General features: G+C 47.3%; 17 protein-coding genes, 1 pseudogene and 1 other annotated feature. Of the genes and pseudogenes, 12 read left to right on the top strand and 6 right to left on the bottom strand.

Going from position 1 to position 25859, the window contains the following annotated elements; translation table 11 throughout:
• Positions 1–276: 276 nt before the first annotated feature.
• A complete protein-coding gene (locus I2H74_RS09735) occupies positions 277–1632 on the bottom strand; it encodes a Na+/H+ antiporter family protein (RefSeq protein WP_195573766.1) in 1356 nt (451 codons plus the stop codon).
• Between the two features lie 252 nt (positions 1633–1884).
• Positions 1885–2122: a binding site (T-box leader), on the top strand.
• A gap of 179 nt (positions 2123–2301) precedes the next feature.
• On the opposite strand from I2H74_RS09735, the gene ilvA reads away from it, so the two are divergent.
• The 4 genes from ilvA (at position 2302) to I2H74_RS09715 (ending at position 6965) form a co-directional block, all read left to right on the top strand.
• Positions 2302–3546, top strand: a complete 1245-nt coding sequence (gene ilvA / locus I2H74_RS09730; RefSeq protein WP_420707435.1) for a threonine ammonia-lyase IlvA — start codon at positions 2302–2304, stop codon at positions 3544–3546.
• A 271-nt stretch (positions 3547–3817) separates the two neighbouring features.
• Complete coding sequence (locus I2H74_RS09725; protein ID WP_195573764.1) at positions 3818–4777, top strand: hypothetical protein; 960 nt, start codon at positions 3818–3820, stop codon at positions 4775–4777.
• A 76-nt stretch (positions 4778–4853) separates the two neighbouring features.
• Complete coding sequence (locus I2H74_RS09720) at positions 4854–6518, top strand: glutamine--tRNA ligase/YqeY domain fusion protein (protein WP_195574056.1); 1665 nt, start codon at positions 4854–4856, stop codon at positions 6516–6518.
• Positions 6519–6626: 108 nt separating this feature from the next.
• Positions 6627–6965 (top strand): DsrE family protein, encoded by a 339-nt coding sequence (locus I2H74_RS09715; protein WP_195573763.1) that lies wholly within the window; start codon positions 6627–6629, stop codon positions 6963–6965.
• A gap of 112 nt (positions 6966–7077) precedes the next feature.
• On the opposite strand, the gene I2H74_RS09710 is transcribed toward I2H74_RS09715, so the two are convergent.
• The 4 genes and pseudogenes from I2H74_RS09710 to I2H74_RS09690 form a co-directional block, all read right to left on the bottom strand.
• Positions 7078–7911: a tyrosine-protein phosphatase gene (locus tag I2H74_RS09710; protein ID WP_195573762.1), complete on the bottom strand. Its 834-nt coding sequence runs from the start codon at positions 7909–7911 to the stop codon at positions 7078–7080.
• A 251-nt stretch (positions 7912–8162) separates the two neighbouring features.
• A pseudogene (locus tag I2H74_RS09705) lies at positions 8163–9428 on the bottom strand (MFS transporter).
• 219 nt (positions 9429–9647) lie between these two features.
• The gene (locus I2H74_RS09695; protein ID WP_195573760.1) at positions 9648–10766 is read right to left on the bottom strand and encodes a Gfo/Idh/MocA family protein; all 1119 of its coding nucleotides are present in this window, start codon (positions 10764–10766) and stop codon (positions 9648–9650) included.
• On the bottom strand, positions 10748–11626 hold the full coding sequence (locus I2H74_RS09690) for a sugar phosphate isomerase/epimerase family protein (protein WP_195573759.1): 879 nt from the start codon (positions 11624–11626) through the stop codon (positions 10748–10750). The genes I2H74_RS09695 and I2H74_RS09690 overlap by 19 nt, the downstream gene beginning before the upstream one ends.
• A gap of 582 nt (positions 11627–12208) precedes the next feature.
• On the opposite strand from I2H74_RS09690, the gene I2H74_RS09685 reads away from it, so the two are divergent.
• The 4 genes from I2H74_RS09685 (at position 12209) to I2H74_RS09670 (ending at position 18576) form a co-directional block, all read left to right on the top strand.
• Complete coding sequence (locus I2H74_RS09685; protein ID WP_195573758.1) at positions 12209–13681, top strand: ABC transporter substrate-binding protein; 1473 nt, start codon at positions 12209–12211, stop codon at positions 13679–13681.
• 17 nt (positions 13682–13698) lie between these two features.
• Positions 13699–15186, top strand: coding sequence for a sulfatase-like hydrolase/transferase (locus I2H74_RS09680; protein ID WP_195573757.1), 1488 nt, complete (start codon positions 13699–13701; stop codon positions 15184–15186).
• Positions 15187–15390: 204 nt separating this feature from the next.
• Positions 15391–16791: a sulfatase gene (locus I2H74_RS09675; protein WP_195573756.1), complete on the top strand. Its 1401-nt coding sequence runs from the start codon at positions 15391–15393 to the stop codon at positions 16789–16791.
• Positions 16792–17130: 339 nt separating this feature from the next.
• Positions 17131–18576 (top strand): VanW family protein, encoded by a 1446-nt coding sequence (locus I2H74_RS09670; RefSeq protein ID WP_229106566.1) that lies wholly within the window; start codon positions 17131–17133, stop codon positions 18574–18576.
• 167 nt (positions 18577–18743) lie between these two features.
• On the opposite strand, the gene I2H74_RS09665 is transcribed toward I2H74_RS09670, so the two are convergent.
• Positions 18744–19625, bottom strand: a complete 882-nt coding sequence (locus tag I2H74_RS09665; RefSeq protein ID WP_195573754.1) for a C40 family peptidase — start codon at positions 19623–19625, stop codon at positions 18744–18746.
• A 691-nt stretch (positions 19626–20316) separates the two neighbouring features.
• Between I2H74_RS09665 and I2H74_RS09660 the strand changes: the two genes are divergently transcribed.
• The 4 genes from I2H74_RS09660 (at position 20317) to I2H74_RS09645 (ending at position 25815) form a co-directional block, all read left to right on the top strand.
• Entirely contained in the window at positions 20317–22173 is a 1857-nt protein-coding gene (locus I2H74_RS09660; protein WP_195573753.1) for a sensor histidine kinase, read from the top strand.
• Between the two features lie 29 nt (positions 22174–22202).
• Positions 22203–23774: a response regulator transcription factor gene (locus tag I2H74_RS09655; RefSeq protein ID WP_195573752.1), complete on the top strand. Its 1572-nt coding sequence runs from the start codon at positions 22203–22205 to the stop codon at positions 23772–23774.
• Positions 23775–23938: 164 nt separating this feature from the next.
• Complete coding sequence (locus I2H74_RS09650; RefSeq protein ID WP_195573751.1) at positions 23939–24877, top strand: ABC transporter permease; 939 nt, start codon at positions 23939–23941, stop codon at positions 24875–24877.
• Positions 24878–24894: 17 nt separating this feature from the next.
• Positions 24895–25815, top strand: coding sequence for a carbohydrate ABC transporter permease (locus tag I2H74_RS09645; RefSeq protein ID WP_195573750.1), 921 nt, complete (start codon positions 24895–24897; stop codon positions 25813–25815).
• Positions 25816–25859: the final 44 nt, after the last annotated feature.

Below are 25859 nucleotides of genomic sequence, written 5' to 3'. Positions count from 1 at the left end.
ACTAATTTTCGATCATATAAGATATGAGATGCCTGATCTAGTACAAATGGATGAAGAGCGCAATGCTTGGCTGCTGATGAAATGAAGGCTCGTGCTGTTTGCGCTCTTAATAGGCTTGCAGCATGATTTACCGTCGCAGCTTTTACTTAAATTTTTATTTATAGCAAGAGGCATCACCTTTAAGCATAAAGGTGATGCCTCTTTTTAATAGATAAGAGAAGTAATAATGGATAACCCTCGTAAACCCATCATCTAACCATGCGTCGATGAAAAGAATTAGAGGACCATAGCTGCGATAAATCCGAAGATCAGCAGCGGAATGTTGTAGTGCAGAAATGTTGGCACACAAGTGCCCCAAATGTGATCATGCTGTCCGTCTGCATTGAGCCCTGAAGTTGGTCCCAGCGTACTGTCGGAAGCTGGTGAACCCGCGTCGCCAAGAGCGGCTGCTGTTCCGATAAGCGCAGTCGTCGCAAGCGGGCTGAAGCCAAGCTCGATGCATAGCGGAACAAATACCGTTACGATCAGCGGTATGGTCGAAAACGATGAACCAATTCCCATGGTGACAAGCAGGCCGATAATCAGGATAAGGATCGCAGCCATCGGACGGCTGCTGCCAACCAGTTCCACACAGCTTTGCACCAAAGTCTCGATGTCGCCAGTCGCGCGCAGAACAGCGCCAAGGCCTGCTGCCGACATCATCACGAAGCCGATATAAGCCATTGTGCGCATGCCGTCTGTAAAGACTTGGTTGGACCGATTGCGGGACATGATTCGGAATAAGAGCAAGACGATAAGACCAGAACCTGCGCCGTAGATCATAGAGTCCGTAGAAAGCTGAACAACAAGCATAGCGGCGATGGATGCAAGGCCAGCGATGGTCTTGATCGCAGGCGATGCGCCTGTACCTGCCGTTTGAGTGTCGACGTCCTCTTCAAAGTTAGTTGTGGACGTCGTGATTTGAACCGGTTTATACGTTTTTGGCTTCCGATAAGAGAAGAATACCGCCGTTAGCAGACCAAGCACCATCCCTACGGCTGGCAAGAGCATGGCTTTCGGCAGCATAGATACATCAATCGCCATGCCATTCTTTGACATATTGGCTGCTACCGTTTCATGAAAGATGGCTCCGAAGCCAACTGGCAGCACCATGTAGGGAGTGATGAGTCCGAAGGTGAGCGCATTTGCGATCGCTCTGCGATCAATGTGCAGTTGGTTGAATAGAGACAATAAAGGCGGTATCAGCACGGGTATGAAGGCAATGTGCACGGGCACCGCATTCTGTGATAAGCAGGCGATAAAGGCGACTGCCAGCACCACGACTACTGGTGTTACCTTGGAGGCACGGCCAGACAACTGCTTGTTCGTTACAAGCTTTACGACTCGCTGTACAAGGCGCTCTGGGAGTCCTGTCTCCGTGAGACCTGCGGCAAATGCGCCAAGCAGCGCATAGCTCAGGGCAATCGCGGCATTATCTTTTAAGCCTTCAGTAAATACATTTATCGTTTCTGTCAAGCCAAGGCTGCCAGTCAGTCCGCCAACGGCAGATGCTATAATCATGGCAAGTGCAATATGAATGCGGCAGAGGCTGAGAATGAATAAGATCGCTAATGATAGTAATACGGCATTCATGTTGTTGTCCTCATTTCTATAAGCTTCGAATCATGCCTCGAAAAAGGACTGAAAGAAGCGCTGTGAAGTTTGCGAAATAGAAAAAAGATAATCATTCACTATATTGTGTTATCACATTACCACTTTACCATAGTGGCGTGCAATATGAATTTATTTACAGGCAGTGTCCCCTGAAGAAAGACAAGGAGGAACCAAGCATTGACTTTTATTCGGGATTTGGCACATAATAAGAATCAATATGGAAGGCAGAACCAACAATCGTTGACGAGAACACGTACGTTTCAAGGTAGTCCTCAGAGAGTCGACAGTCGGTGAAAGTCGATGGCGAACGGAAACGTATATCCTCTCAGAGATTTCATGCTGAACGAAGGAAAGTAAGCATGGACGGCTTCCCCCGTTACAGGGAAGGCGCCAATAGGCGTGAACCGAGTGCTGCGTCGATGCACGATGCAGAATAAGGGTGGTACCGCGAGTGTAGCTCGTCCCTTTTTTGGGGGCGGGCTTTTTTGTGCTTATCTTTGCCTGTCAAGTTACGAGAGCACAGCAGCTCTTGGTGTTGCAATGGTAAGGTTCAGTAGAAGCGTTCCGATTGATCGTCTTGATGCATCGCATACCGCTTTTGCTTGTTCATTTAGAAGAGACTTAGAGTGAGGAATGGAGATGGAAACGATGAATGTAAGGATGGAGGATATCGTACGCGCGCATCATACCCTCAAGGAAGTTATCGTGAGAACCCCACTGCAGCGCGATCCGAACTTATCTGCGAAGTACGACTGCAACGTATATTTGAAGCGGGAGGATCTGCAGATTGTAAGGTCCTTCAAGATTCGTGGCGCCTACAATAAGATTCGTCATTTGCATCCAGACGAGCTTGCACGCGGCATTGTATGCGCGAGTGCAGGCAACCATGCTCAGGGGGTCGCATATTCATGCCAAGCCCTGCGCATCCAAGGCACGATTGTGATGCCAAGCACGACTCCATCTCAGAAGGTTACTCAGGTGAAGCGCTTTGGCGGAACATATGTCGATGTGGTCCTGACAGGAGATACCTTTGACGATGCTTATGATGCAGCGATGAAGATCTGTGAAGAGAATGGGACGACCTTTATCCATCCGTTCGATGATCCATATATCGTGGCAGGCAATGGTACGGTAGGGATGGAAATTATGGAATCTCTGGATGTCCCAGCTGATATGGTCTTTGTTACCATCGGCGGCGGCGGACTCGTCGCTGGCGTGAGCACTTACATGAAGACCGTAAGTCCGGAAACTCGCATGATTGGGGTCGAGCCGGAGGGTGCAGCTTCAATGACCGAGGCCATCGCTCGCAAGGAAGTCGTTACACTAGAGCATATCGATAAGTTTGTAGACGGTGCAGCGGTTAAGCGTGTGGGCAAGCTTCCTTATGAAGTGTGCACGGAACTGCTTGATGATATCGTGAAGGTTCCAGAAGGCAAAGCCTGCACAACCATTCTTCAGCTATATAATGAAAATGCGATTGTCGTAGAACCTGCGGGATCTCTTCCTGTGGCGGCGCTTGATCTGTACCGGGATCAGATTCGCGGCAAGAATGTCGTGTGTGTTATTAGCGGAGGCAATAACGATATCGATCGCATGCAGGAAATCAAAGAGCGTTCGCTCATTTATGAAGGGCTAAAGCATTATTTTATGGTCAACTTCCCTCAACGCGCAGGTGCTCTGCGTGAGTTCTTGTCGGAAGTGCTCGGACCGAATGATGACATTACGCGCTTTGAATATATTAAAAAGCACAATAAGGACAACGGTGCAGCTTTAGTAGGCATCGAGCTTCAAGACCGCAACGATTATAGTGCACTGATTGAACGCATGCAGAAGAAGAATCTGAGCTACGTTGAGGTCAATAAAGATTCTGTATTGTTCGATCTGCTGGTATAGTTCATGATATAGAATATAAAGAGACGGAGGACGGTATGTGAGGGCTGCATGCCTGCCGCTTCGTCTCTTCGGTGATGATTGCAATAAAAGATAATTGATTACCATCACATCATGCGGTTTCTCTCACTCCCTTCTCTCAATACCGATGCCGGTGTAAGTGGAATATTCAAGTGCCACGCAATTCGTTCTCTTGCATCAAAAATGATTTTCATACGTAGTAGATAGATAGACGTTTGTATGTAATGGGAGACTGGATAGAGGAGGAAGTGAAATGAGAGAGCGATTGAAGGCATTGGACAGCCTAATCGAAGCCGCTATGCTGGAACGGGACCTGTATCGAAAATGGGAGCATCAACTGAATGGGGTAACGGTAGACCAGTGTGACGCGCAGGCAGAGGTTGAAAGGCTGCTTGCTCAGTGGCAAGAGGAGAAGAAGGATGTTGAGCGCCTGGCCAATCGCTCGCTCGCGAATCTCTTCTACACGCTTATTGGAACGAAGGAGCAGAAGCTGAGCAGGGAGCAAATCGAGGAGCTTAAGGCAAAGGAACGCTATGAGCTCGCGTTAAGCGAGGCGAATGCGCTAAAGGAAGATCGAGAGCTGCTAACTAGGAAGCTAATCGACGTCAGCCACTGGGATACGAAGCTTAAGCATGCCATGCAGGAGAAGGAGGAGCTGCTTCGCGAACTCGATTCTGCATTTGCTGGAGAGCTTGATCAGCTGCAGCAGCAGAAGGTACAGCTTCTTCATGAGAAGAAGGAGCTTGCGGAGGCTCGCGCCGCCGGAGAGAATGCGCTTCGTGCTTTACGGCGAGCAGAGGAGGCCTTTGACTCCGCAAAGGGCTGGAGTACGTATGACATGCTTGGCGGAGGCATGCTTTCGACGCATATGAAGCATTCCCGGATCGATGAGGCTCAAGAGCTGGTGACGAAGGCGAACCACGCCATGCGCACTTTTAAGCGAGAGTTGAAGGATGTGGAGCAGGCAGCTGCCCATACGGAATTGGTTCACATTGAAGACGGCCTTAAGTTCGCCGATTATTTCTTTGATGGTCTGATTGCGGACTGGATGGTGAATAATAGAATCGAGAGCTCCCTAGATGCCGTTCATAAGGGGATTACCCGCGTTGAACCTATCGTAAAGAGGCTGAACGAGTGGCGCATTCAGGTTGAAGGAAGTCTTAATGAAGCAGAACGACGTTATGATCAATTGATCTTAACCTATAAATTGTAAATGACTTGCAAGAAAGTTGAAACAAACGAAACTTACCGTTATATTAATAAAAAGGTTTATGCGAAGGGTTGATATGATGGAGAATACGAACAGCGCCTCCAATAACTTTATTCGTCAAATTATTGTGGAGGATTTAAAAGAAGGACGTGTTGACGAAATCGTAACGCGGTTCCCGCCAGAACCGAACGGTTATTTGCACATTGGACATGCGAAGTCCATATGCCTGAACTTCGGAATGGCCGAGGAATTCAAGGGCAGGGTAAACTTGCGCTTCGACGATACGAATCCACTGAAGGAAGATCAGGAATATGTCGATGCGATTAAAGCGGATGTAGAATGGCTCGGTTTCAAGTGGAACGAGCTTCGTTTTGCTTCTGATTATTTTGAAGAAATGTACAATCGTGCTGTACTGCTCATTAATAAAGGCAAGGCTTTCGTTGATGATCAATCCGCGGATCAAATTCGCGAGACACGAGGTACACTCACAGAGCCGGGGCAGAATAGTCCTTATCGTGAACGTTCAATTGAAGAGAATCTGGATCTCTTTGCACGTATGCGTGCTGGAGAGTTCAGCAATGGCGAGAAGGTTCTTCGTGCAAAGATCGATATGAGCTCGCCGAATATTAACCTGCGTGATCCGGTTATTTACCGTATCGCGCATGCGACTCATCATAATACAGGTGACAAGTGGTGCATCTACCCGATGTATGCTTTTGCTCATCCGATTGAAGATGCCATTGAAGGCGTAACGCACTCCCTCTGTACGACAGAGTTCGAAGATCAACGCCCATTTTATGATTGGGTGATTCAAGAGACTGAGATGGAGAAGGTACCGCATCAATACGAATTCGGCCGCTTGAACATGACGAATACGGTCATGAGTAAGCGGAAGCTGAAGCTTCTCGTTGACGAGGGCGTCGTGGATGGCTGGGATGATCCGCGCATGCCAACGGTATCCGGTCTTCGCCGCCGCGGCTTTACACCGGAAGCGATCCGTGCCTTTATCCACGAGCTGGGTGTATCGAAGAGCAGTGGTACAGTCGATTCGAAGTATTTGGACCACTTCCTGCGTGAGGACCTGAAGCTGAAAGCGCCTCGCACGATGGGCATTCTTAAGCCGCTTAAAGTGGTCATTACGAACTACCCAGAAGGCCAAGTGGAATGGCTCGATGCAGAGATCAATCCGGAGAATCCGGAGATGGGCATGCGCCAAATTCCATTCTCCCGCGAGATTTACATTGAGCAAGACGACTTTATGGAAGAGCCGCCGAAGAAGTATTTCCGCCTGTTCCCAGGCAATGAAGTTCGCTTGAAGCATGCTTATTTTATTAAGTGCAACGACTTCGTAAAGGACGAGAACGGCAATGTGGTTGAAATTCATTGTACGTATGATGTCGAGACGAAGAGCGGATCTGGATTTACAGGCCGCAAGGTGAAAGGAACGCTCCATTGGGTAGAAGCTACGCATGCTGTGCCTGCAGAATTCCGTTTGTATGAGCCGCTTGTGCTTGACGAAGCGGAAGAGAGCGAGGGTGAATTCCTGGATCACCTGAATCCTAATTCTCTTGTCGTTGAACATGGCTACATCGAGCCTAACATGAAGGATGTAAAGCCGCAGGATAAATTCCAATTCTTCCGTCACGGATACTTCAACGTAGATCCGAAGCATACGACAGAAGATCATATTGTGTTTAACCTGATATCGTCTCTAAAGAGCTCTTTTGAGCTTCCAAAAGCTTAATAAATGAATAAGAGCGGCCACGCCTATCGAGGTGTGGTCCTCTTCCATATTCCGCCCGTGAACGCTCTTGAACTGGTGCGGGAGGACTATTAAGGAGGAATGGAATCGATGGAGAACAAAGTGATCTTATTGCAATCTGATTCGATTGGCGACGTGGCGGATGGATTAGGAACGACTGTACTGGAGACGTTTTTGACCGTGTTGAAGACCGATCATAAGCTTCCTGCTGCGATCTTCTGCATGAACCGAGGGGTGCTGGCCCTAACTTCAATGTCTCTTGCTTCCTTGAAGCTTGCGGAGCTGGAAGCCGCCGGGGTGCCGGTATATGCCTGCAAGACCTGTGTGGACCATTATGGCGTAGAAGCGGATTTGGCAGCGGGACAAATATCGGGCATGAACAAATTTGTTGAGCTGGCAGCGAATCATGCGGTGATTACGCTTGGATAAGGGCTTAATAAACAATAGACGCTCCTTTTGGCCATTCACGGCGAAGAGGAACGTCTATTTTTACGTAATGATACGGTTGATATGCAAAGAATAATAGTTGATTACGAAAGATCTAATTCGTTAGCAGCTTATCCTGAAGCTTTGCGATAGAGTCTTCCGTTAAGCCCACTGCTTGAATCAAGTAATGCTCCACATCTCCGTATTGATTCAGAATATCATCAAGCGCAGCGCTTAAATACTCAGGGCGCGCCTCCATCACAGCTTTCATGACTTCTTCAGGTATTTCGCCTTGGCCCTCCATCTTTGCTTTAGACTTGGCCGCAATCTTGACGGCATCCAAATATTGATTCGTCAGCAAGTAGTCGTCCATAATGGTATCTCTAGGCACGCCCAGCGTCATTAAGATCAAGGCTGCAATTAGTCCAGTGCGATCCTTGCCTGCCGTGCAGTGAAACAAGAATGGTGTTCCGTCTTCTTGTAGAAGAAGTTCAAAGATCGTCTTGATTGCTGCAGTGGACTGAACCATAGCTCGGTTCAAATGCACGAGCAGCTGATCTGGCTGGCCGAATAGCGCGTTCTGTGCGCTCTTATCGACGTCTTCGAGGTCATAGGCTTGACGCACAACAGGCCCGCTGTTAGTAGGAATTAAGGGAACGCGAACATTGGAGATGGCCGGGAAGGCTGGAGTAGGCATCGTTAAGATCTCATCTTCGTCTCTCAAATCACAAATCGTACGGATGCCCAGCGCCTCCATATCCCGCATATCCTTTTCTGTCAGTTCAGACAGCTCGGCAGAACGATACAGCATTCCCCATAGAACCTTGCGTCCATCTTTGCCGATATATCCCCCAAGATCGCGGAAGTTGCTTACTCCTTGCAGAGGCTGTACACGAACGTGCTGCTCATTAGAAGCAACAGAGGTTGTTTTTTCATTTGCATTCATCATGGTTGTCTTCCCTCCGATGTCGAGATGGCCCTATGCTTCAACTTCTCGATCATGCCAATATTTTAATTGCCTGCAACTTGCTTTACGATGAAATATTCGATTTTGGAATTCTTATATTCTATATACACTATTGTATCGTGCTTTCAATCCTTCCGCATTAACAGGAATGTCACTAACGCATCTTATATAAGCAAAAAGTACATAGAGTCATTAACCATGCTTAGTGGTCAATGTAAGGTCAGAAACGAACATCAGGAGCGCTCCTGTACGGCGGAAGCCGATGCAAATGTCCGGCTGCGCGTCACATACAGCGTAAGCAGAATAAATCCAATGGCGCCTGCCAGCGCACAAATACTGCCCCAGGCATATACCGAGGAAGGACCGTACTGATCGTAGAGCGTTCCGCCTAGAAATCCTGCAACAGTACCGGAGATACTGCTCCACGTAAGGGTATAGATGGACTGGCCAGTTGTGCGGAAAGCACTTGGAACGAGCATCGCTGTAAGCTGCGTGCCAATATAGAAATATCCGCCAAAGGTCACGCAGTGAAGGGCTTGGATCGCAATGACGTGCCAAGGCTCAGTTGCAATGGACATTAGAAACCAGCGCAGCGTATAAAGGCCGCTTACGATTGCAAGGCCGAGCAGCATCGTCGATTCCTTGCGGCGAAGAAACCGATCGAACAGCAAGAAGATGACCACCTCGAAGATGGAAGACATAAAGATCGAGAAGCCAACGGCTGACTTGTCTCCGCCTAGATCGGTGATATACAAAGAGACAAAGGCATTGTTAATCCCGTTTGGCACGCTGATTAGTACTCCCAGCAGGACGAAGGTCATGAAGACAGGAGACATCAGCACCGCGCGGAGCGATCGTGAAGGGGCATCCTTCTTCTCGTCGTTATCTTTCATTACGGTTTCAGGTGCCTTTGTTATGATAGGCTTTGGCTTTGGCAGTGTAAACGCACTAACCAGTGCCAAAGCCAGCAGCAGTGCATAGATATAAGGCAGTGCAGGGACGCCGAGGACATTGAATAAGGTACCGGCAAGCAGCGCTGTAAGCGCCCATCCAAGAGAGCCGAACATGCGGAAGGCTCCGAACTTATGCGCTGTTCCCTCGATTGTCGTTAGGATCAGGCTGTTGCTCTGGCTGAACAAGGGCGTTTGAAATAAATAAAAGAAAGCCGTGCAAGCAAATAAAACGCCTTATAAGGAAGTATGAAACAGCGCTTGCACAATCAGAATATTGCCAATCAACAGAATCAAGAGGACACGGCGTATATTGCCGAGCCGATCGCTCATATATCCCCAGAATGGATTAGCGAAGATAGACAGAAAGGGACCGATCGCGAGCAGCCAGCCGATCTCCGTCTTGCTGAAGCCTTCCTCGTGCAGGAAGATCGGGAAATAGCTGCCGAAGATGGCGAGTCCTCCATACAATAAGAATGTAAATAAGCGCAAATGAATGAGACCGCCTATTGGAGCTGATGTAGGTTCGTTTGCAGGAGAACGTGCCATGGCGAAGATCCCTTCCTTCTCTTTAAATAATGATTGGCGAGTATTGATCTAGTAATGATAAGAATAATAAGCGAAAACGATAGAAGAAAAAGAGTAAAGAAGCAATAGTATCCGTCTGTGTTCGCAGCTTTGCAGCGATATGAAAAAAGAGAAGCAGGCGGGTGAGCGCCTGCCCTTCGTTGAATCCTGCTGCTTTTATAGCAGAGGATCCTACTGTTATTATAATTTAACCGCGCTGGATACGGATAGCTCCAAGATCTCATCAGCTGTCATTTCTCGGCCAAGCTTGCTGGACTGGTAGATGCCTTCGCTAATCAGCATCGTATCCAAAGCAAGCTTGGCTGTTGGCATCAGTGGAACCAGATCCTGCAGAACGGCGGCCCAATGCTTCTCTGGTGAATCATAAGCCCATGCCCAGTCATTCAATAAATGATAGCGGTTATGGGCCGAATGCAGGTCAATGGTGGCATCCATATCCATGTCGCTGCACGTAAAATGATAGGTGAGCGCATGGCCGTTCTTCATTCTCGGCAACCGAATGCCGCCCTCCGAGCCCATGAGGCTTGAGCCTTCAAAGGCATCCATATGCACAGACCATGCCTCGATGATATCGAGGGTGATCCCGCCTGCGAGCTTCACGAAGCCTACACCTAGTTCCTCTACGTCGAACTGGCTGATCTCGCGTCGGTTCTCGAGCATGGCCATCTCCTGATAGGTCTCTCCGCTTACCCGCAGGGGAGCGGGCATTCCCATCAAGTACAGCAACTGCGAGATATGGTAGACGCCCATATCATACAAGGCGCCGCCAGATGCATCTGCCTTGCGAGTAAAGCTAGGCGTACCATAGCCGTCTACATACGGGCGGCCTCTTCGGCGATATCCAGTCGAGCGCGCATGATAGAGCTTGCCAAGCTTGCCCTCATCAATCAGGGTCTTTGCGGCGCGCGTCTCCACCGTAAAGAGGGTGCCAAGCTGGATGTGAAGCATCCGACCCGTCTCTTTAGCAACTTCGAGCATGGCATGCGCATCGCGATAAGAGCCCGCCATCGGCTTTTCGCAGTAGACATGCTTCCCAGCCTTTAACGCCTCAATCGTCACGGGCGCATGAAAGTTATTGTGGAGACAAACATCGACAGCAACGATGTCGTCTCGTTTTAGCACTTCGCGAAAGTCTGTATACGTATCGGGCACACCGAACTGAGCTGCGACACGAGCTGCCTCGTCTCCTCGGATGTCGCATATGGCTGCAACTTCGATTCCAGAGACTTGCTGATATTGGGTCAAGTGGTGCTTCCCAATCTGGCCAGCTCCGATAATGGCTATTCGAATGGCAGACATGAAGATTCCTCCTGCAGCTGCTTGTGCTGTAAGCAGGCTTGAAGCTGTTCAAGCGCCTGGCCTACGGCTTGTATTTGATTCTCTGGGGCGTTGTATTCCACCGCCCAGCATTGGTTGTACCCTTTATCGATAATGGAGCATATATGCTTCACGGCGTCCTCTTGCTGCAGCATTTTCCAATCGATATGAATATGCTTTGTCCAAGGAAGGAGCATATGGTCGCTTTTGCGAAGCGCTGCTTGAACATGTTCAGGTTGTGGCTTGGAACGAGAATAGGAAGGCTGAATCGCGTGATGCCATCTGCCTAGATGAAGCAGGACACCATAATTAGGATGGTTGACGCTTTCGGATATCGAGCGGAGTGATTCAGGAACAAGGGCGAAGCCGGTATGGTTTTCCGGTCCGACCCAGTACCCGCCATCAGCAGCCTGAGCGGCATACTCGCTATAGCGTCGTACGATATAATCAAACGCCTCATCCGACATGTCTTCATCCCCATGCATGACCGCATCAATGCGGACGGATTGCGCACCAAGAAGCTCGGCTGCACGCAAATACGAGAGTGCATTTTGATGAAGAGCATCCCTTACTTCAGGATCAGGGTTCCACAGATGGGCGGTATCAACAGCAAGATTGGCGACAGTCATCTCGCGCTCTGTCAATGCTTGCTTGATTCGTAGAAGAACGTCATCATCTGCAATCATCCAGATTGGACGAGAAGTGTCCGCAAAGAAGGCATTCCACAGATCTATGGTTTTGAGGCCATATTTGCTGTGCACAGTATCAATATAAGAGAAAATATCCATATGACCAGCGACACGAGAATTGTTAAAGGAAAACCCACCAACGGAAACCTTCATATAGGAACTCCCCCCATGTTGTAAATAGATGCATTCTATTGAAGAGTACCAGAACTATGCCTAAAAGTTAAAATGTTTAAAACGTTTATATGATATCGTTTACATGGGTAATTTTGGATTACTCTTCGTCTATCACCTCCTAACGGACAATTTCGTCAAATCTGTGACCAATCCATTCTGCCTATGCTTGATCGAGCATAATTACCTTAAGGGAAAGTTCACCTCGGCAGATGAACTTGTTCCTAATGTCATCAAGTAATCTGACAAAATCTCGAATAAACGAACAAATTTCTTCTATAATGAAGAAATAAATGTAAAGATGAATATGGCTTATGTAAATTAAATAAATGGGTATAAGAGCAATAAATGCATTGATTTTGGAGAGTATTCCTCATATAATAAAGATACTAACAAATGTAAGCGTATACATTGGTAAGTGAAGGTCATCTCATAACTGTGTATATGCATATAGATATTTATAAAAAGTTTACATTTGTTTGGTGATGTATTTCCTTTCGCATGAAAGGAAGGGGTATTCGTTGTAAAGCTGTACATTTCAATTTCATAGGGGGTATTAGAGGGATGAAAAAAGGAAAACGCACGTTACTGCTTACCTTGGTCATGGTATTAGTCTCTTCTATGATGTTAGCTGCTTGTGGAGGCGGGGACTCAGGTTCCGCTTCAAGTAAGAGTGATAAGCCAGTTGAGCTTATCTGGTACACCATAGGTACACCTCAGCGGGATGTAAATGAAGTGATGCAAAAGGTCAACGAATACACGAAGGAAAAAATCAATGCTACAATTAACTTGAAGATGCTCGACTGGGGGGACTATGACCAGAAGATGCAGGTTATCTCTGCTTCCGGCGAGCCTTATGATATTGCGTTTACTGCGTCTTGGGCATTTAACTACATTACAAATGCACAGAAAGGTGCCTTCTATAAGTTGAACGATCTTGTTGACGAGTATGGACAGGACTTGAAGAAGGTTCTTCACCCATCCTTCTTGGAAGGCGCTAAGATTAATGGCGACTTGTATGCGATTCCAGCAAATAAGGAGCTTCCTGCACAGCGTGTATTCCGCTTCAATGAGACGATGGTGAAGAAGTACAACTTCGATATTACCAAAGTGCATACGATCGAAGATCTTGAACCTATGCTGAAGACGGTTGCGGAGAATGAAAATTTCAAGCCGATCTCCGCAGCTATGGGTCTCCCGCAAATGTTTGACTATGTCATTGAGGGAGGCATTCCAATCGGAGTACCGCTCGATTCCAAGGATCTGAAGCTTGAGTTCACGCTTGAGAATCCGAAGATTATGCAGCAGTATGAAACCATGCACAAATATTATAAAGCAGGCTATCTGCCTTCTGATGTTGCAACCTACACAGACGCGAACCAAAGTGAGGCATTGAAGACAGGCCGCTGGTTCGTAGATACGGCTCACTATCAGCCGTTTGCTGAAACAAGCTGGTCGCAAGGCATTCCTGACAAAGTAGTCGTTCAGCCTGCTGAAGACCCTTACGTATACAACTGGTCGGTTACCGGTTCGATGATGGCGATCTCGGCTCAGTCCAAATATCCAGAGAAAGCAATGGAATTCATTAACCTGCTCAATACCGACAAGTACCTTCGCAATCTGATCAACTTTGGTATCGAAGGCAAGCACTATAAGCGTATCGATGACAATACGATCGAGCCGCTGCCAGCACGCAAGGAAGCCTATGATATGCCACAATTTACGCTTGGCAACTTCTTTGTCCTTGATCTTCTTCCTGATGATCCTAAGGATAAGTGGGAGCAATTCGAAGCGTTTAATAACTCTGCTAAAAATGCACCGCTCCTTGGCTTCACCATGGATACGAGCAAGGTCCGGACCGAGATTGCAACTGTCTTGAACGTAAAAGATGAGTTCGAGAAGGCACTTACTACCGGTACGGTTGATCCGAAGGAATACCTGCCTAAAGCGATTGAGAAATACAAAGCTGCAGGTATTGATAAGATCATGGAAGAAGCCCAGCGTCAAATTGATGAGTGGAAAAAGTCAAAAGAATAACGAAAGGTCGGTTATGAATGAAAAAGCCTAACATTGTCTTTATCGTGACAGATCAGCAGCAAAGAGGGACTTTATCCTGCTACGATGCAGATACGTTATGCCAAACGCCGAACCTGGATCAACTTGCTAGCGAGGGCATTGTCTTTGACAATGCCTACGCTAGCTTTCCCGTTTGTACTCCAGCTCGTGCGTCCATGCAGACGGGGATGTATCCATTCAAGCATGGCATGCAGAACAACTCCTATTCCCCTGGCTGTCTCATGAATGAGCTGCCCCAAACCGATTATTTGCTTAGCCGTCAGTTGAAAAATGCCGGGTATTCGGTTGGACATACCGGGAAGTGGCATTTGGGCCAAGGGAAAGTGGATCGTACGCAGTTCCCACGCAACCTTAAGTATATTGAATTTCCTGAGCTCGGAAGCGATGTGCGCTCCATGCCAACGGATGTGGGGTATGAAGGAGATGACTTCCCGGGTCATGGTGCCGGAGGCTGGAATTATCCTCAGTTCCATGAATATTTGAAGGAGAATAACCTCGAGCTGAAGATTGAGAACAAGATTAGTGGACATTACTACGGCCACTTTGCCGCTGAGGTTACGTCTCCTATTGAGACGACGATCGAGCATTATCTAACCAATCGCGCGATTCACTATATGGATGAATTCTTGGAACGCGATGAGCCGTTTATGATGGCACTACACTTCTGGGGGCCGCATGAGCCTTACATTGCGCCGACTGATACGCTAGACCTGTACCGTGATGTCACGATACCACCTTGGCCTAGTTTTAATGAGGATCAACAGGATAAGCCTAATATCCATAATGTGAAACGAAGCAAAGTCAAGGATTGGGAGGGCTTCGAACCCTATGTGAAGCACTATTACGCTGTGATGACCCATATCGACCGTCAGGTTGGGCGGGTTGTGGATTATTTGAAAGAGAAAGGCATTTATGAGAATACCGTCATTATCTTCTGTGCGGACCATGGGGAGTCCTTAGGGGTTCATGGCGGTCTTTGTGACAAAGGTTACTTCATGTACGATGAGACGTGCCGAATTCCGCTTATTGTAAAGCCGCAGCATGGCGGAGGAGAAGGCGGACGCAAAGTGGAAGACATGGTGGGCACATGCGACCTGTATGCCACGATGCTTGACTATGCGGGAATCAAAGAGCTTCACCCGGGAGCGGATGGACGTTCGTTTGTGCCAATCGTAGAAGGATGTACGCCTCAGGATTGGCCGGATGCGGTTGTGACGGAATTTACAGGACTGGGAAGCCTGCTCTATACCCAGCGCATGATTCGAATGGGTGATTACAAGTATGTCTTTAATAGTGGAGATACGGATGAACTCTATCATCTGAAGGAAGATCCTCACGAAATGAACAACCTAGTCGCTGATGATCGCTACAGCGAGGTTCTGCTTCGGATGCGGGAGCGTTTAGAAGCATGGATGGAAGAGCATGAGGATCATCTCATTGTGGAATATCGTCATATGAGATTGTAACGGTGATTAGAGGCCATTCTTGGTCATGCAAGGAACCGTCCATAGGGCAATTGATAATAGACCGGAGAGAAGATTGTGTTAAATGTTAACGATAACTCTCGAGGTATTGTTTCATAAGAAGAGGGATGGAGCCGCATGAAAGAGTCCATTATGCTTTTATACAGCTGCGTCTTCTTTCTTTGAGATAGGATGGAGGTATGAACCATGACAGGACATACAAGAGACGAATCCAATAAGACTCGACCCAATATCGTTTTTATTTATTGTGACGACCTAGGCTATGGGGATCTTGGCTGCTACGGTTCGGATGTCATCCGGACACCACATCTCGATACCCTTGCCGAGCGGGGCGTGCGCTTCTCGCAGTGGTATTCCAACTCACCCGTCTGCTCGCCTTCAAGAGCTTCTTTATTGACAGGCCAGTTCCCTAAACAAACGGGTATTGATCAGATTGTAGGCGGAGAGCGCAATACGCCTGGAGTATGCAAGGAGACGCCGATGATCTCGGAGCTGCTCAAGCAGGAATCGTATCGAACCGCGATATTTGGTAAATGGCACTTGGGTGCAGCGCCTGAGTCCAGACCGAATAAGCGCGGCTTTGATCAGTTCTGCGGCTTCCTAAGCGGTTGTGTGGATTACTATTCCCATATTTTCTATCACGGAATGCCGGGCGTCCAGAATACGCATGACTTGTGGGAGAATGAAGAAGAGATATGGGATAACGGTGAATATTTGACTCATATCATTACGAATCGCTCGGTTGATTTCATTCAAGATCAGCTGGGAGCTGAGCAGCCGTTCTTCCTGTATGCGGCTTATAATGCTCCTCACTATCCAATGCATGCTCCAAAGGACGTGATGGACCGTTATGCTCATCTGCCGTGGGATCGCCAAGTCATGGCTGCAATGATCTCGGCCGTTGACGACGGCGTTGGCGAGATCATAGCGGCGCTGAAGCGAACCGATCAATGGGAGAATACGATTATCTTCTTCTCGAGCGATAATGGCCCTTCCTCCGAATCAAGGAACTGGCTTGATGGCCGTCAGGATGAATACTACGGCGGCAGTGCCGGCGTATTCCGCGGTCACAAAGCAAGTCTGTTCGATGGCGGGATTCGCGAGCCGGCGATTCTGTATATTCCTGAATCGCTGCGTGAAGGCAAGGCATGGTCCTCAGATGCCTTATATGAATCGCGTGAGGCACCTGCAAGCTGGATCAAGACCCATCATCATGGCCGTGTCAACCATGAGCCGGTTATGATGGCGGACATCGTGCCGACGATGCTGGATTATGCGGGGGTAGTTTACCAGGAGGCAGCCTTCGCCGGCCGAAGCCTGAAGTCCATGCTTGAAGACGGAGCTTCTACTCCGCATGAGCGGCTGTATTGGGAGTACAACAAGCAGCTTGCCGTTCGATCCGGGGATTGGAAGCTGGTCCTGAACGGAAAGCTGGATTTCTTTAAAGGGCAGCCGGATGAAGTGCACCTGTCCAACCTGAAAAATGATCCTAGCGAAAGCCACAATCTAGCGGCTGAGCATCCTGCGCTTGTAGAAGAGCTGACAGCGGATGTTAAGCGCTGGTATGAGGAGCTTGAGGCAAACTAAGACCTCGATGCCGTTGTGATCGAGGCAACGTTCATTTCTCTTGAACGCAGGGCACGGTGGCGTTTTCTATGCAGGGGACATTTAAATATTCATGATAAGATGTTTGAACAAAATGGCAGCGTCCTCTCGGCGAATCATAGGAGAGGGCGCTATTTCTCGATCTCTCGCAACCAAATTGTCAATATCTACTTCTCACATAACGTTACGATCTGCCGATAATGAGGATGTAGTATCCCTCATATCTTACATGTAGATTTGAACTTATGAACAACATGTAACTTTCAAATGGGATATCGTCTGTTATAATCTTTTTGAAACGAAGAGGAGGAATGAGTCGTGATGAGCGATAAGGACAGTAATAAGCAAGTATCCTCCCCAGATGACGAAGTACCGCATTCCTCTAGCATATATAGAAGAATGATATCTGCAATCAAAGAGAGATGCGTGAGGCATCGCAGAGCGATGATTACGGCAGTTGCCCTAGTGGGCTTGATTGGAGCAGGGTTCCAAGGCTACGCAGCCTGGTCCTTGCGGGATGACCGCTTACCTGAAGGGTATCAGGTGATGGGGATTCAAGCTGGAGGGTTGACGCCGGCAGAGGTGAAGCAGCGCTTTAATGAGCAGCTTGGAAAATGGAAAGAGATCGCAGTGATGTTTGAGCCGGATCGTACGGAAGCTGCGCTAAATAAATTGTTGAACAGACAATTTTCACTTGAGGAGCTTGGCGTTGAATTCAATGAGGAAGCAGCGTTTAAGCAGCTTGAGGAATGGGAAGAAGGCGGATTCTGGACGAGGCTTGCGTTGAAGCGTGAGCTAGCAGATGTTCAACTAGAGGCAGAAGCCGTGCTGAATGACCAGAAGCTGCTCAATACGATGCAGCATGCTTATGGGTCTCTTATTGATCGGAAGCCGCAGGATGCGATTGCAAATTACAGCAACCCGCTTAAGCCTACCTTTCAAGTGGAGGAGCCAGGCATCGAACTTGATGAACACAGCTTGAAGCAGCTTCTGCTAAAGAAGGTGACAGCTGAGCTGAAAAAGGGCGATCAGCCAGATCACTTGATTATGCTGCGCATGCCGCTGATCACGCTGCCTGCAAGTACAACGGTACAGATGCTGGAGGAGCGCAAGCCTGACGCGCTGCTTAGCAGAACAATCTATGATGTCAGCCACTTGGAAGAGAGAGAGCTCAAGGCAGTATCAGCAAGTGCTAAGCTTCTTGATGGAAAGGTATTGGTTCCGGGAGAAGCTATGCAGGAACGCTCGTTTGCAGTGGCAGTTGAAGATCAGCTTGATTTGAGAGATTCCGAAGGTGTGTACCAAGCTGCTGCTGTCATGTATCAGGCTGCGCTTCAAGCCGGGCTTGCTGTAGCGGAGCAATCTCCTAGCTCGATGTCGGTATCTCAAGTTGCGTCCAGTGCAGATATGGAATCTGCGGTCATTCGACCAGAGCTTATCGTTCGCAATAATACGAAGGGCGATGTAATTTGGCAGAGTGAGGTGCATGAAGGCAAGCTTATTGTCGATCTTTACGGCAAGAAGGAGCCAGGCGTCTCCTATGAGATTGAAACCATTCATTCTCCAGAGAATGTTCAGGATAAAGAAGGCATGAACTTGAAGCGGCTATCGATGGTGAAGTCGCAAGAGCTAGAAGAGGCGGAAGTATCGGCTTCGTCGCCGCCCAAGGAGATCTATCGCATTAAGCGCATAGATGGCAAGGTTGTGCAGCGTGAGCGCATCGCGGTATCGATGACGCGCCATATGCGATCAACCTATAGCTATTAAGCGTGACGATGGGTACCAACCATAATCGAGTCAACATAAAGAAGGACTGTCTCTGCTGCAGATTGCTCTGCAATGGAGACAGTCCTTTGCTGTTTCATTTTCATGTACTGTGGTTAATATTGGTTGTAGGACGGCAAGGTTCTCGATTGATGCTTGCCTATGTAAGCTTATCCATTAATGCGCTTCGCACCTACATATGTTTTCTTGGACCATGCGGATCCAAGGCTTGATTCAATCACGCTGTTTGCACTACCAGAAGATGCGTGAATATACTTGTTGTTTCCAGTATAGATTCCTACATGCGTAATGCGATTACCGCTGGCTGAGAAGAAGACAAGGTCTCCTTTTTCCGGTGCTTTTACGGATGTGTTCAACGATTTATACATATCGTGTGCGGTACGAGGCAGGCCAACGCCGTGCTTTTGGAACACATAGCTTACGAAGCCGGAGCAGTCAAAGCCATTTGGAGACATTCCGCCCCATACATACGGTACACCAAGGTAGCTGTATGCTGTATTTAGGATTTTGGAAGAGAAAGAGTTCTGGCTGCTGACGGATACTTGTCCTTTGCTTTCTGCGCGATTCACTGATGGAAGCGTCTGAAGCAGGGCAGAATCCCACGTGTAGTTCAAGTTGAACTGATCGATTAAGAATCGGAACGGAATATATGTGCTGTTGTTATAATTCCATAGCTGATCGCTCATCGTAACAGCTTGTCCATTCACGGTAGCTGTCTTAGATCCTGCTGTAACCGTGATAGAGGTAACCTCGTTAGATAACGTAATTTGTACCTGACCCTCCGTTGTTTTTCCCCATTGAAGCTCATAATTCATCACTTCAGAGAATTCACGGACTGGCATATACATCGTATTCCCACCCTCAAGGATTGGGATCGTATTGGTAAAGGTAACTTGCTGTTCGTTAATGGTCATGGTAACCGATTTATCAAGGGACTGGGCATGCACGGTAGATCCAAATGTACTGTCCATCCATAACATGCTTCCGAATAAAGCTCCTGCTAAAAGTGTAACACGTAGTGCCGCTTTCAAATCAGTTCCTCCTCTGCTGTCTCGCGGATATTAATGGGTATCAATTTCGACATTTTTTTCAACAATCACAATGCTATCATAGAACTATAGGGCAGCCCATGAGCTGCTTGAATCAATTATTACAACTTTGTCATAACTGATTTTCTTACAATTCTGTAACTTTGTCAAAGGGTAAATCGATTGCAATTGGGCGTGACAAGAGCGATGATTATGCCTTGGAAGATTGAATTTGAGATATTCAGGTGAGCGCAAAGCTAGGACAGGCATGCGTTTGCTCATTTTCGCGTGCTCGAAGGATCTGTGTAATTTTATTTTATTATTCTAAAATTTGGAATATAAAAAATGTGGCTTAGGTCTTAACAGCATAGAGGAATAAACGATAACCTTAGACCTAGGCGTCTTAGGACTATTTGCCTTGGACGTAATATTCACAGTGAACAGATAACAGCGCCAGTTGTCAACATACTAAGGAAGGCTCTATGAATATCCTGACAGGGTTCTAAACGCAGGATATTTATGATAGCGCTGTCCTAGTTCGAGGCAGATCGTGGCGTTGATATAGAATGAGGATGGTTTGGAGAAGGTATAGGAGAAGTGTCAGCGTCTTGAACAGGCTGTACGAAGTCAAACGGTTACGGGTACAATGGGGTTACACACTGGTGTCAGCTTTTAGTCAATGGGGGACAATTTCATGCTCGGTCGGATCTATCAGAAGCACGTCAAACGAAAAGTATTCAATAAGTTGATTTTGATCTACTCGGTCATTACGATATGTTCGCTTGTTACGCTGGCTGTATTTGCGTACCAGTCGGTTGCGCGAGATGAGATTAACAATGCCGTATTGGAGCAGCAGCGGCATGTAGATCAAATCAACCGATTTATGAATCAGAAGGTGGAGAACGCTCAGATTCTGCTGCAGCAGCTCTATCAGGATAATACACTTATCGGCGATGCCGTCTACTTTTTAGAAAACGGCTATGAGTCGTATATTCGCTATCGTTTAGATCAATTCAGCAGCAGTGTAAGCACTTATCAACGGGATTTTGATTCTTTCTATACCAATGCCTTCTATCGGGACCTGGATATACAGAACATCATTTTATTTAGCAATCCGCTTACGTTTGCTTATATGTATACAGATGATGGCCGCAATAATAAGCTGTATGACTGGCAGGATGGGAAGATGTCAGAAGCGTTCCTAAAGGAGCGCTATCGCAATGGGGTGAGGACCTCGATCCCCGAGCAGGACCCTTCTAACCAGCATGCAGTCGCTTTACGTGATGACGATCATCGCTACAGCTATGGGAACCAACTTGTTACAGTTACAAACCGCATCTATAATTCGAACAGCTTGACGACGGTTGGGACGATCAGCATCGACTTCAGCACCGAAGGCATCGACAACTACTTGGAGGATCTAGCAAGTGGAGAGCGTTATGCCGTGCTCAACGATGAGGGGCAATTCGTTTATCATTCCTCTGAATGGAATCTGGAAAAGTTCAATCAACAGGCTAAGGATATTCTGCGTCTTCACCAGAATCAGCCTGAGCGAGTGAAGCTTGAAGGCGATGGCTTGACCTATGTTACGGTGTCGAAAATGAATAAGCTTGGGCTCACTGTCATCGCCATGCTGCCGCAGAAGGGAGCAACCGCACACCTAATGACGCTGCGCAACACGATCGGCATCGTGTCTGTTGTATGTATCGCTGGTGTGCTCCTGCTTACGATGCTGACCATGTCGCGCTTGTCCCGTCGGACGCAGAGCATCGTCTATGCCATGAAGCAGGTGCAAGAAGGAAATCTGAACAGTCCTATTCCCGTTAAAGATGGCAGCGAGGATGAGCTTGGCCTTATTGCCAAGCAGTTCAACCGAATGTGCGAGGATCTCGTGCTGTATATCAATCGGGTGTATAAGTCAGAGCTTAAGCAAAAGCAGGCTGAGCTTGTTGCGCTCCAAGCTCAGATTAAGCCGCATTTCCTATATAACACGCTGGAGGTCATTCGCATGAGAGCCGTCGCGAAGGGGGCCCATGATGTCGGCGAGATGATCTATAACCTTGCTTCACTCTTCCGCCATATGGTGAAGGATAAAGCGATGATCAGCTTGAAGGAAGAGATTGAGAGCTGCAAGCGCTATTTAGAGCTCACGAGATTAAGATATCGGGACAAGCTTCAATATACGATTCAGATGGATGAGGAACTAGGCGGCTATCCGATCATGAAGCTGTCGATTCAGCCGATTATCGAAAACTATTTGCTGCATGGACTTGGGTTAGATCGAACGGATAACCATATCACGATCGATGCTGCAAAGAGAGAAGACGCCATTATTATTACGGTAACGGATAATGGCAAAGGGATAGAGCCGGAACGGTTAAAGCAGCTTCAAGAAGAGCTTCAGCAATCCGATTTAAAGGATGAGGGCTCTCTTGGCCTGAAGAATGTGCTGAATCGTCTTAAGATTTTGTATGGGGATGAGGCAGAGCTAACAATTAAGAGCTCGGTGGGCGAAGGGACGACTGTTACACTAATTTTCCCTTTGTCATGAGGAAACCAGAGTCTTTGGAGGAATAGAGCATGTATAACGTATTCTTAGTGGATGACGAGCCATTTATTATAGAAGGGTTGGAAGCTATATTAGAATGGAATGACTACGGACTAGAGATCGTGGGAAGTGCCAACAATGGGGAAGAGGCATGGCAATACTTGAAGGACCATCCATGCGACATTGTAGTCACCGATATTACGATGCCCAAGATGACAGGGCTTCAATTGATAGAGAAGCTAAAGGATACACATTCTCATATGCGCTATATCATTTTGAGCGGATACAATGAATTCAGCTATGTTCGAGAAGGAATTAAGCTTGGAGTGGAAAACTATCTGCTTAAGCCGATTAATCTGGATGAATTCAAGACGACTTTGGAGACAACTGTTCAAAAGCTGGATCAGACGAGAGCTCGCCAGCAGGCGGAGCTGCATAATCGAGATATTCTCCGAGACAATATTCTATATCGCTGGATTCGCGATCAGATCCATACCGAGGAACTGCTTCAGCGGACGGAGCTGCTTGATATTGATCTCAATCATCCTTACTACATGGTATGCCTGATCAGACTTGAAACGCTTGATAAGCGGAATCAAGTCCAACAGCGTCATGACCAGCTAGACAAGCTAGATTGGACATGGCTGAATAAGGAATTCGAAGAAGCCTATTGTGTGCGGGAATGGGATGGCGAGATTGCGCTTGTGTTTGGGTTAACGAAGGAAGCGGACAAGCAAGCAGTGCTTGAGCGGCTCGACACCTGGAAGCGGAAGATGGAGGAGCGTATCTCCGCCTACTTGCAAATTACGATTGGCAGCATCCAATCCGGATATCTGAATGCATCAGCAAGCTATTCCCACGCCAAGCAGGTTCAGCCGTATCATCTAGTGTCTATGGAGGAACCGTGGATCGATTATGAGGAGATCAATAAATATCACTCCTCTCGCCCTTCAGCGGTAAGGCTGGAGATTGAGCCTTATTTGAAGCTGCTTGTCGATCGTGATAAAGCAGGTGTTGCAGAGCGGCTGAGCGAGGATCTTGAACGGCTTCGGGAGACGGATGGAGCTGAGCCTCAGGATATCCGAAACTTCATCGTCGAGCTTCTAATTCGCTGGAGCGAGCTTGTAAAGGATGAGGAAATCCATCTGGAGGAAGAGACGAATTGGTTTGATGCGATCTATAAAGTTCATTCCATTGAAACGCTGAAGGAACATGTGATTTCCATTGCCTCAGGAATTATTGATCACTATGATGAGCCGGAACAGCGGTCTCCGGTTATTAAGCAGGTGCTTACGCATATCGAGCAGAATTACCGAGAGGAGATGTCATTAAAGACACTCGCTCAGGTGTTTCATATGAGCCCTGTCTATTTGGGTCAGTTGTTCCAAAAGGAAGTCCAGAGCACGTTCTCGGATTATTTGAACAAAACGAGAATACGAGCTGCAAAGCAGCTGCTGATCGAGACTCCTTACCGCATGACCGAAATCTCGGAGCAAGTCGGGTACTGGGACAAGAGTTATTTTTACAAGCAGTTCAAGAAATATGTGGGGATTTCCCCGAAGGAATATCGCGAATTACATCAGAAACAGTTATCAGAAGGTTAATATTGTAAAAGGATAAAGTGGTTTACATGGGGGACAGTAAGAAAGAGGTTCTCCATGTAAACCCTTTCTTTATTTTGTACACCAAATCTAAAGTTTGTTGACTATTGAAAGCGTATCATTTCAGGTAACCTTAAATTAAACCTAATGCACGGGAGGATAAACGGATGAAACCCATCAAAAAGTTCATTCACAATCTCAATCTAAATAAAGTCTTTTTGCTGATGGTGCTTCCAGGAGCTTTATGGTTCTTATTCTTCTCCTACATTCCGATGTTCGGCACCGTAATCGCTTTCAAGGATTATCGAATTGGGCGTGACGGCTTCTTGTCGAGTCTCATGCAAAGTGAATGGGTAGGATTTAAGAACTTTGAATACTTGTTTAGCACAAATGATGCGTACATCATTACGCGGAACACCATTCTCTACAACGTGGTGTTCATTATTCTCGGACTTGTATGTTCGGTAGCTATGGCGATTATCTTAAGTGAGATCGTTAACAAACGACTTGCGAAGGTATACCAAACGGGGATGTTCCTGCCGCACTTCTTGTCCTGGGTTATTGTCGGCTACTTTACATTCAGCTTCTTGAGCGTAGACAAAGGGGTATTGAATCAATTCCTCGTATGGATCGGTCAAGATCCAATCAGCTGGTATTCGGAAGCGAAGTATTGGCCTTACATCTTGGTCTTCCTTAATATTTGGAAAGGGATCGGATATTCAAGCGTCGTGTACTTGGCGGCTATCGTCGGTATCGACAAGACATATTATGAGGCAGCCATGATTGACGGAGCAAACAAATGGCAGCAAATTCGCCACATTACGATTCCATCTATCTCAACGTTGATGACCATTCTTACATTGCTTGCGGTAGGTCGTATCTTCTACGCAGACTTCGGTTTGTTCTATCAAATTCCGCGTGACTCCGGTCCGCTTTACAGTGTGACGAACGTAATCGATACGTATGTATATCGGGGACTTAAGGTCACAGGTGACATTTCGATGAGTACAGCAGCAGGTTTGTACCAGTCTTTCGTAGGCTTCATTCTCGTTATGACATCGAACTGGATCGTCCGGAAGTTCAACAAAGAGAATGCATTGTTCTAAGTTAGGGGGAATCTACCTTGCGTAAATCAAACAAATATCGCGATGCTCATCATGTCTCACCTGCATTGAACGTAGTGTTCAATCTGATCGCTGGAATATTCGCTTTCATATGTGTCTATCCATTCTTGTTTGTTATCGTTATTTCATTAACAAGTGAGGAATCCTTGAATAAAAATGGTTACTCCTTGTTCCCAGAAGAATGGAGCTTCGCCGCTTATGAATACATCTTCAAGGCAGGCGACCAACTTCTTCATTCCTACGGGATTACCATCTTGATTACGGTAATCGGTACGCTCATCAGCTTGTTGGTTATCTCGCTGTATGCTTACGCAATCTCTCGTAAGAACTTCAGCTATCGGGGCTTCTTCTCCTTCATCGCGTTCTTCACGATGTTGTTCAACGGAGGATTGGTTCCAACTTATCTCGTCGTTACACAAGTGCTTCACTTGAAAGACACACTGTGGGCACTGATCTTGCCGCTTGTGATGAACGCCTTCTACATCTTGATCTTGAGAACGTTCTACTCCACAACGGTACCAGATGCTATTATTGAATCCGCGAAGATCGACGGTGCTGGCGAGCTTAGAGCTTTCTTCACCATCGTTGTACCGATCTCGCTTCCGGGTATTGCTACGATTGGTTTGTTTGCAACACTTGGTTACTGGAACGACTGGTTCAACGCCCTGTTGTACATTGACAATCCAAACTTGGTACCACTGCAATCCATGTTGATGCGTATCGAGAACAGTATGCAATTCTTGCTCAGCAACGCGCAGCTCAGCTCTTCTGGTCAATCACTGGAACTGCTTCGCACCTTGCCGCAGGAAGCAACGCGCATGGCGCTCGTTGTCCTTGCAACCGTTCCAATTGCTTGTGCTTATCCTTTCTTCCAGCGCTACTTCGTTCAGGGTCTTACGATTGGCGCGGTGAAAGAATAATAAATAACAAAACATCAATGAAAAGATCATTAAGGAGATGTAAC

Source organism: Paenibacillus sp. 1001270B_150601_E10 (genome assembly GCF_015558675.1).
Taxonomy (GTDB): Bacteria; Bacillota; Bacilli; order Paenibacillales; family Paenibacillaceae; genus Paenibacillus_B.
Note: the sequence above shows the minus strand (reverse complement) of the source record. Positions and strands in the feature narration are given on the sequence as shown.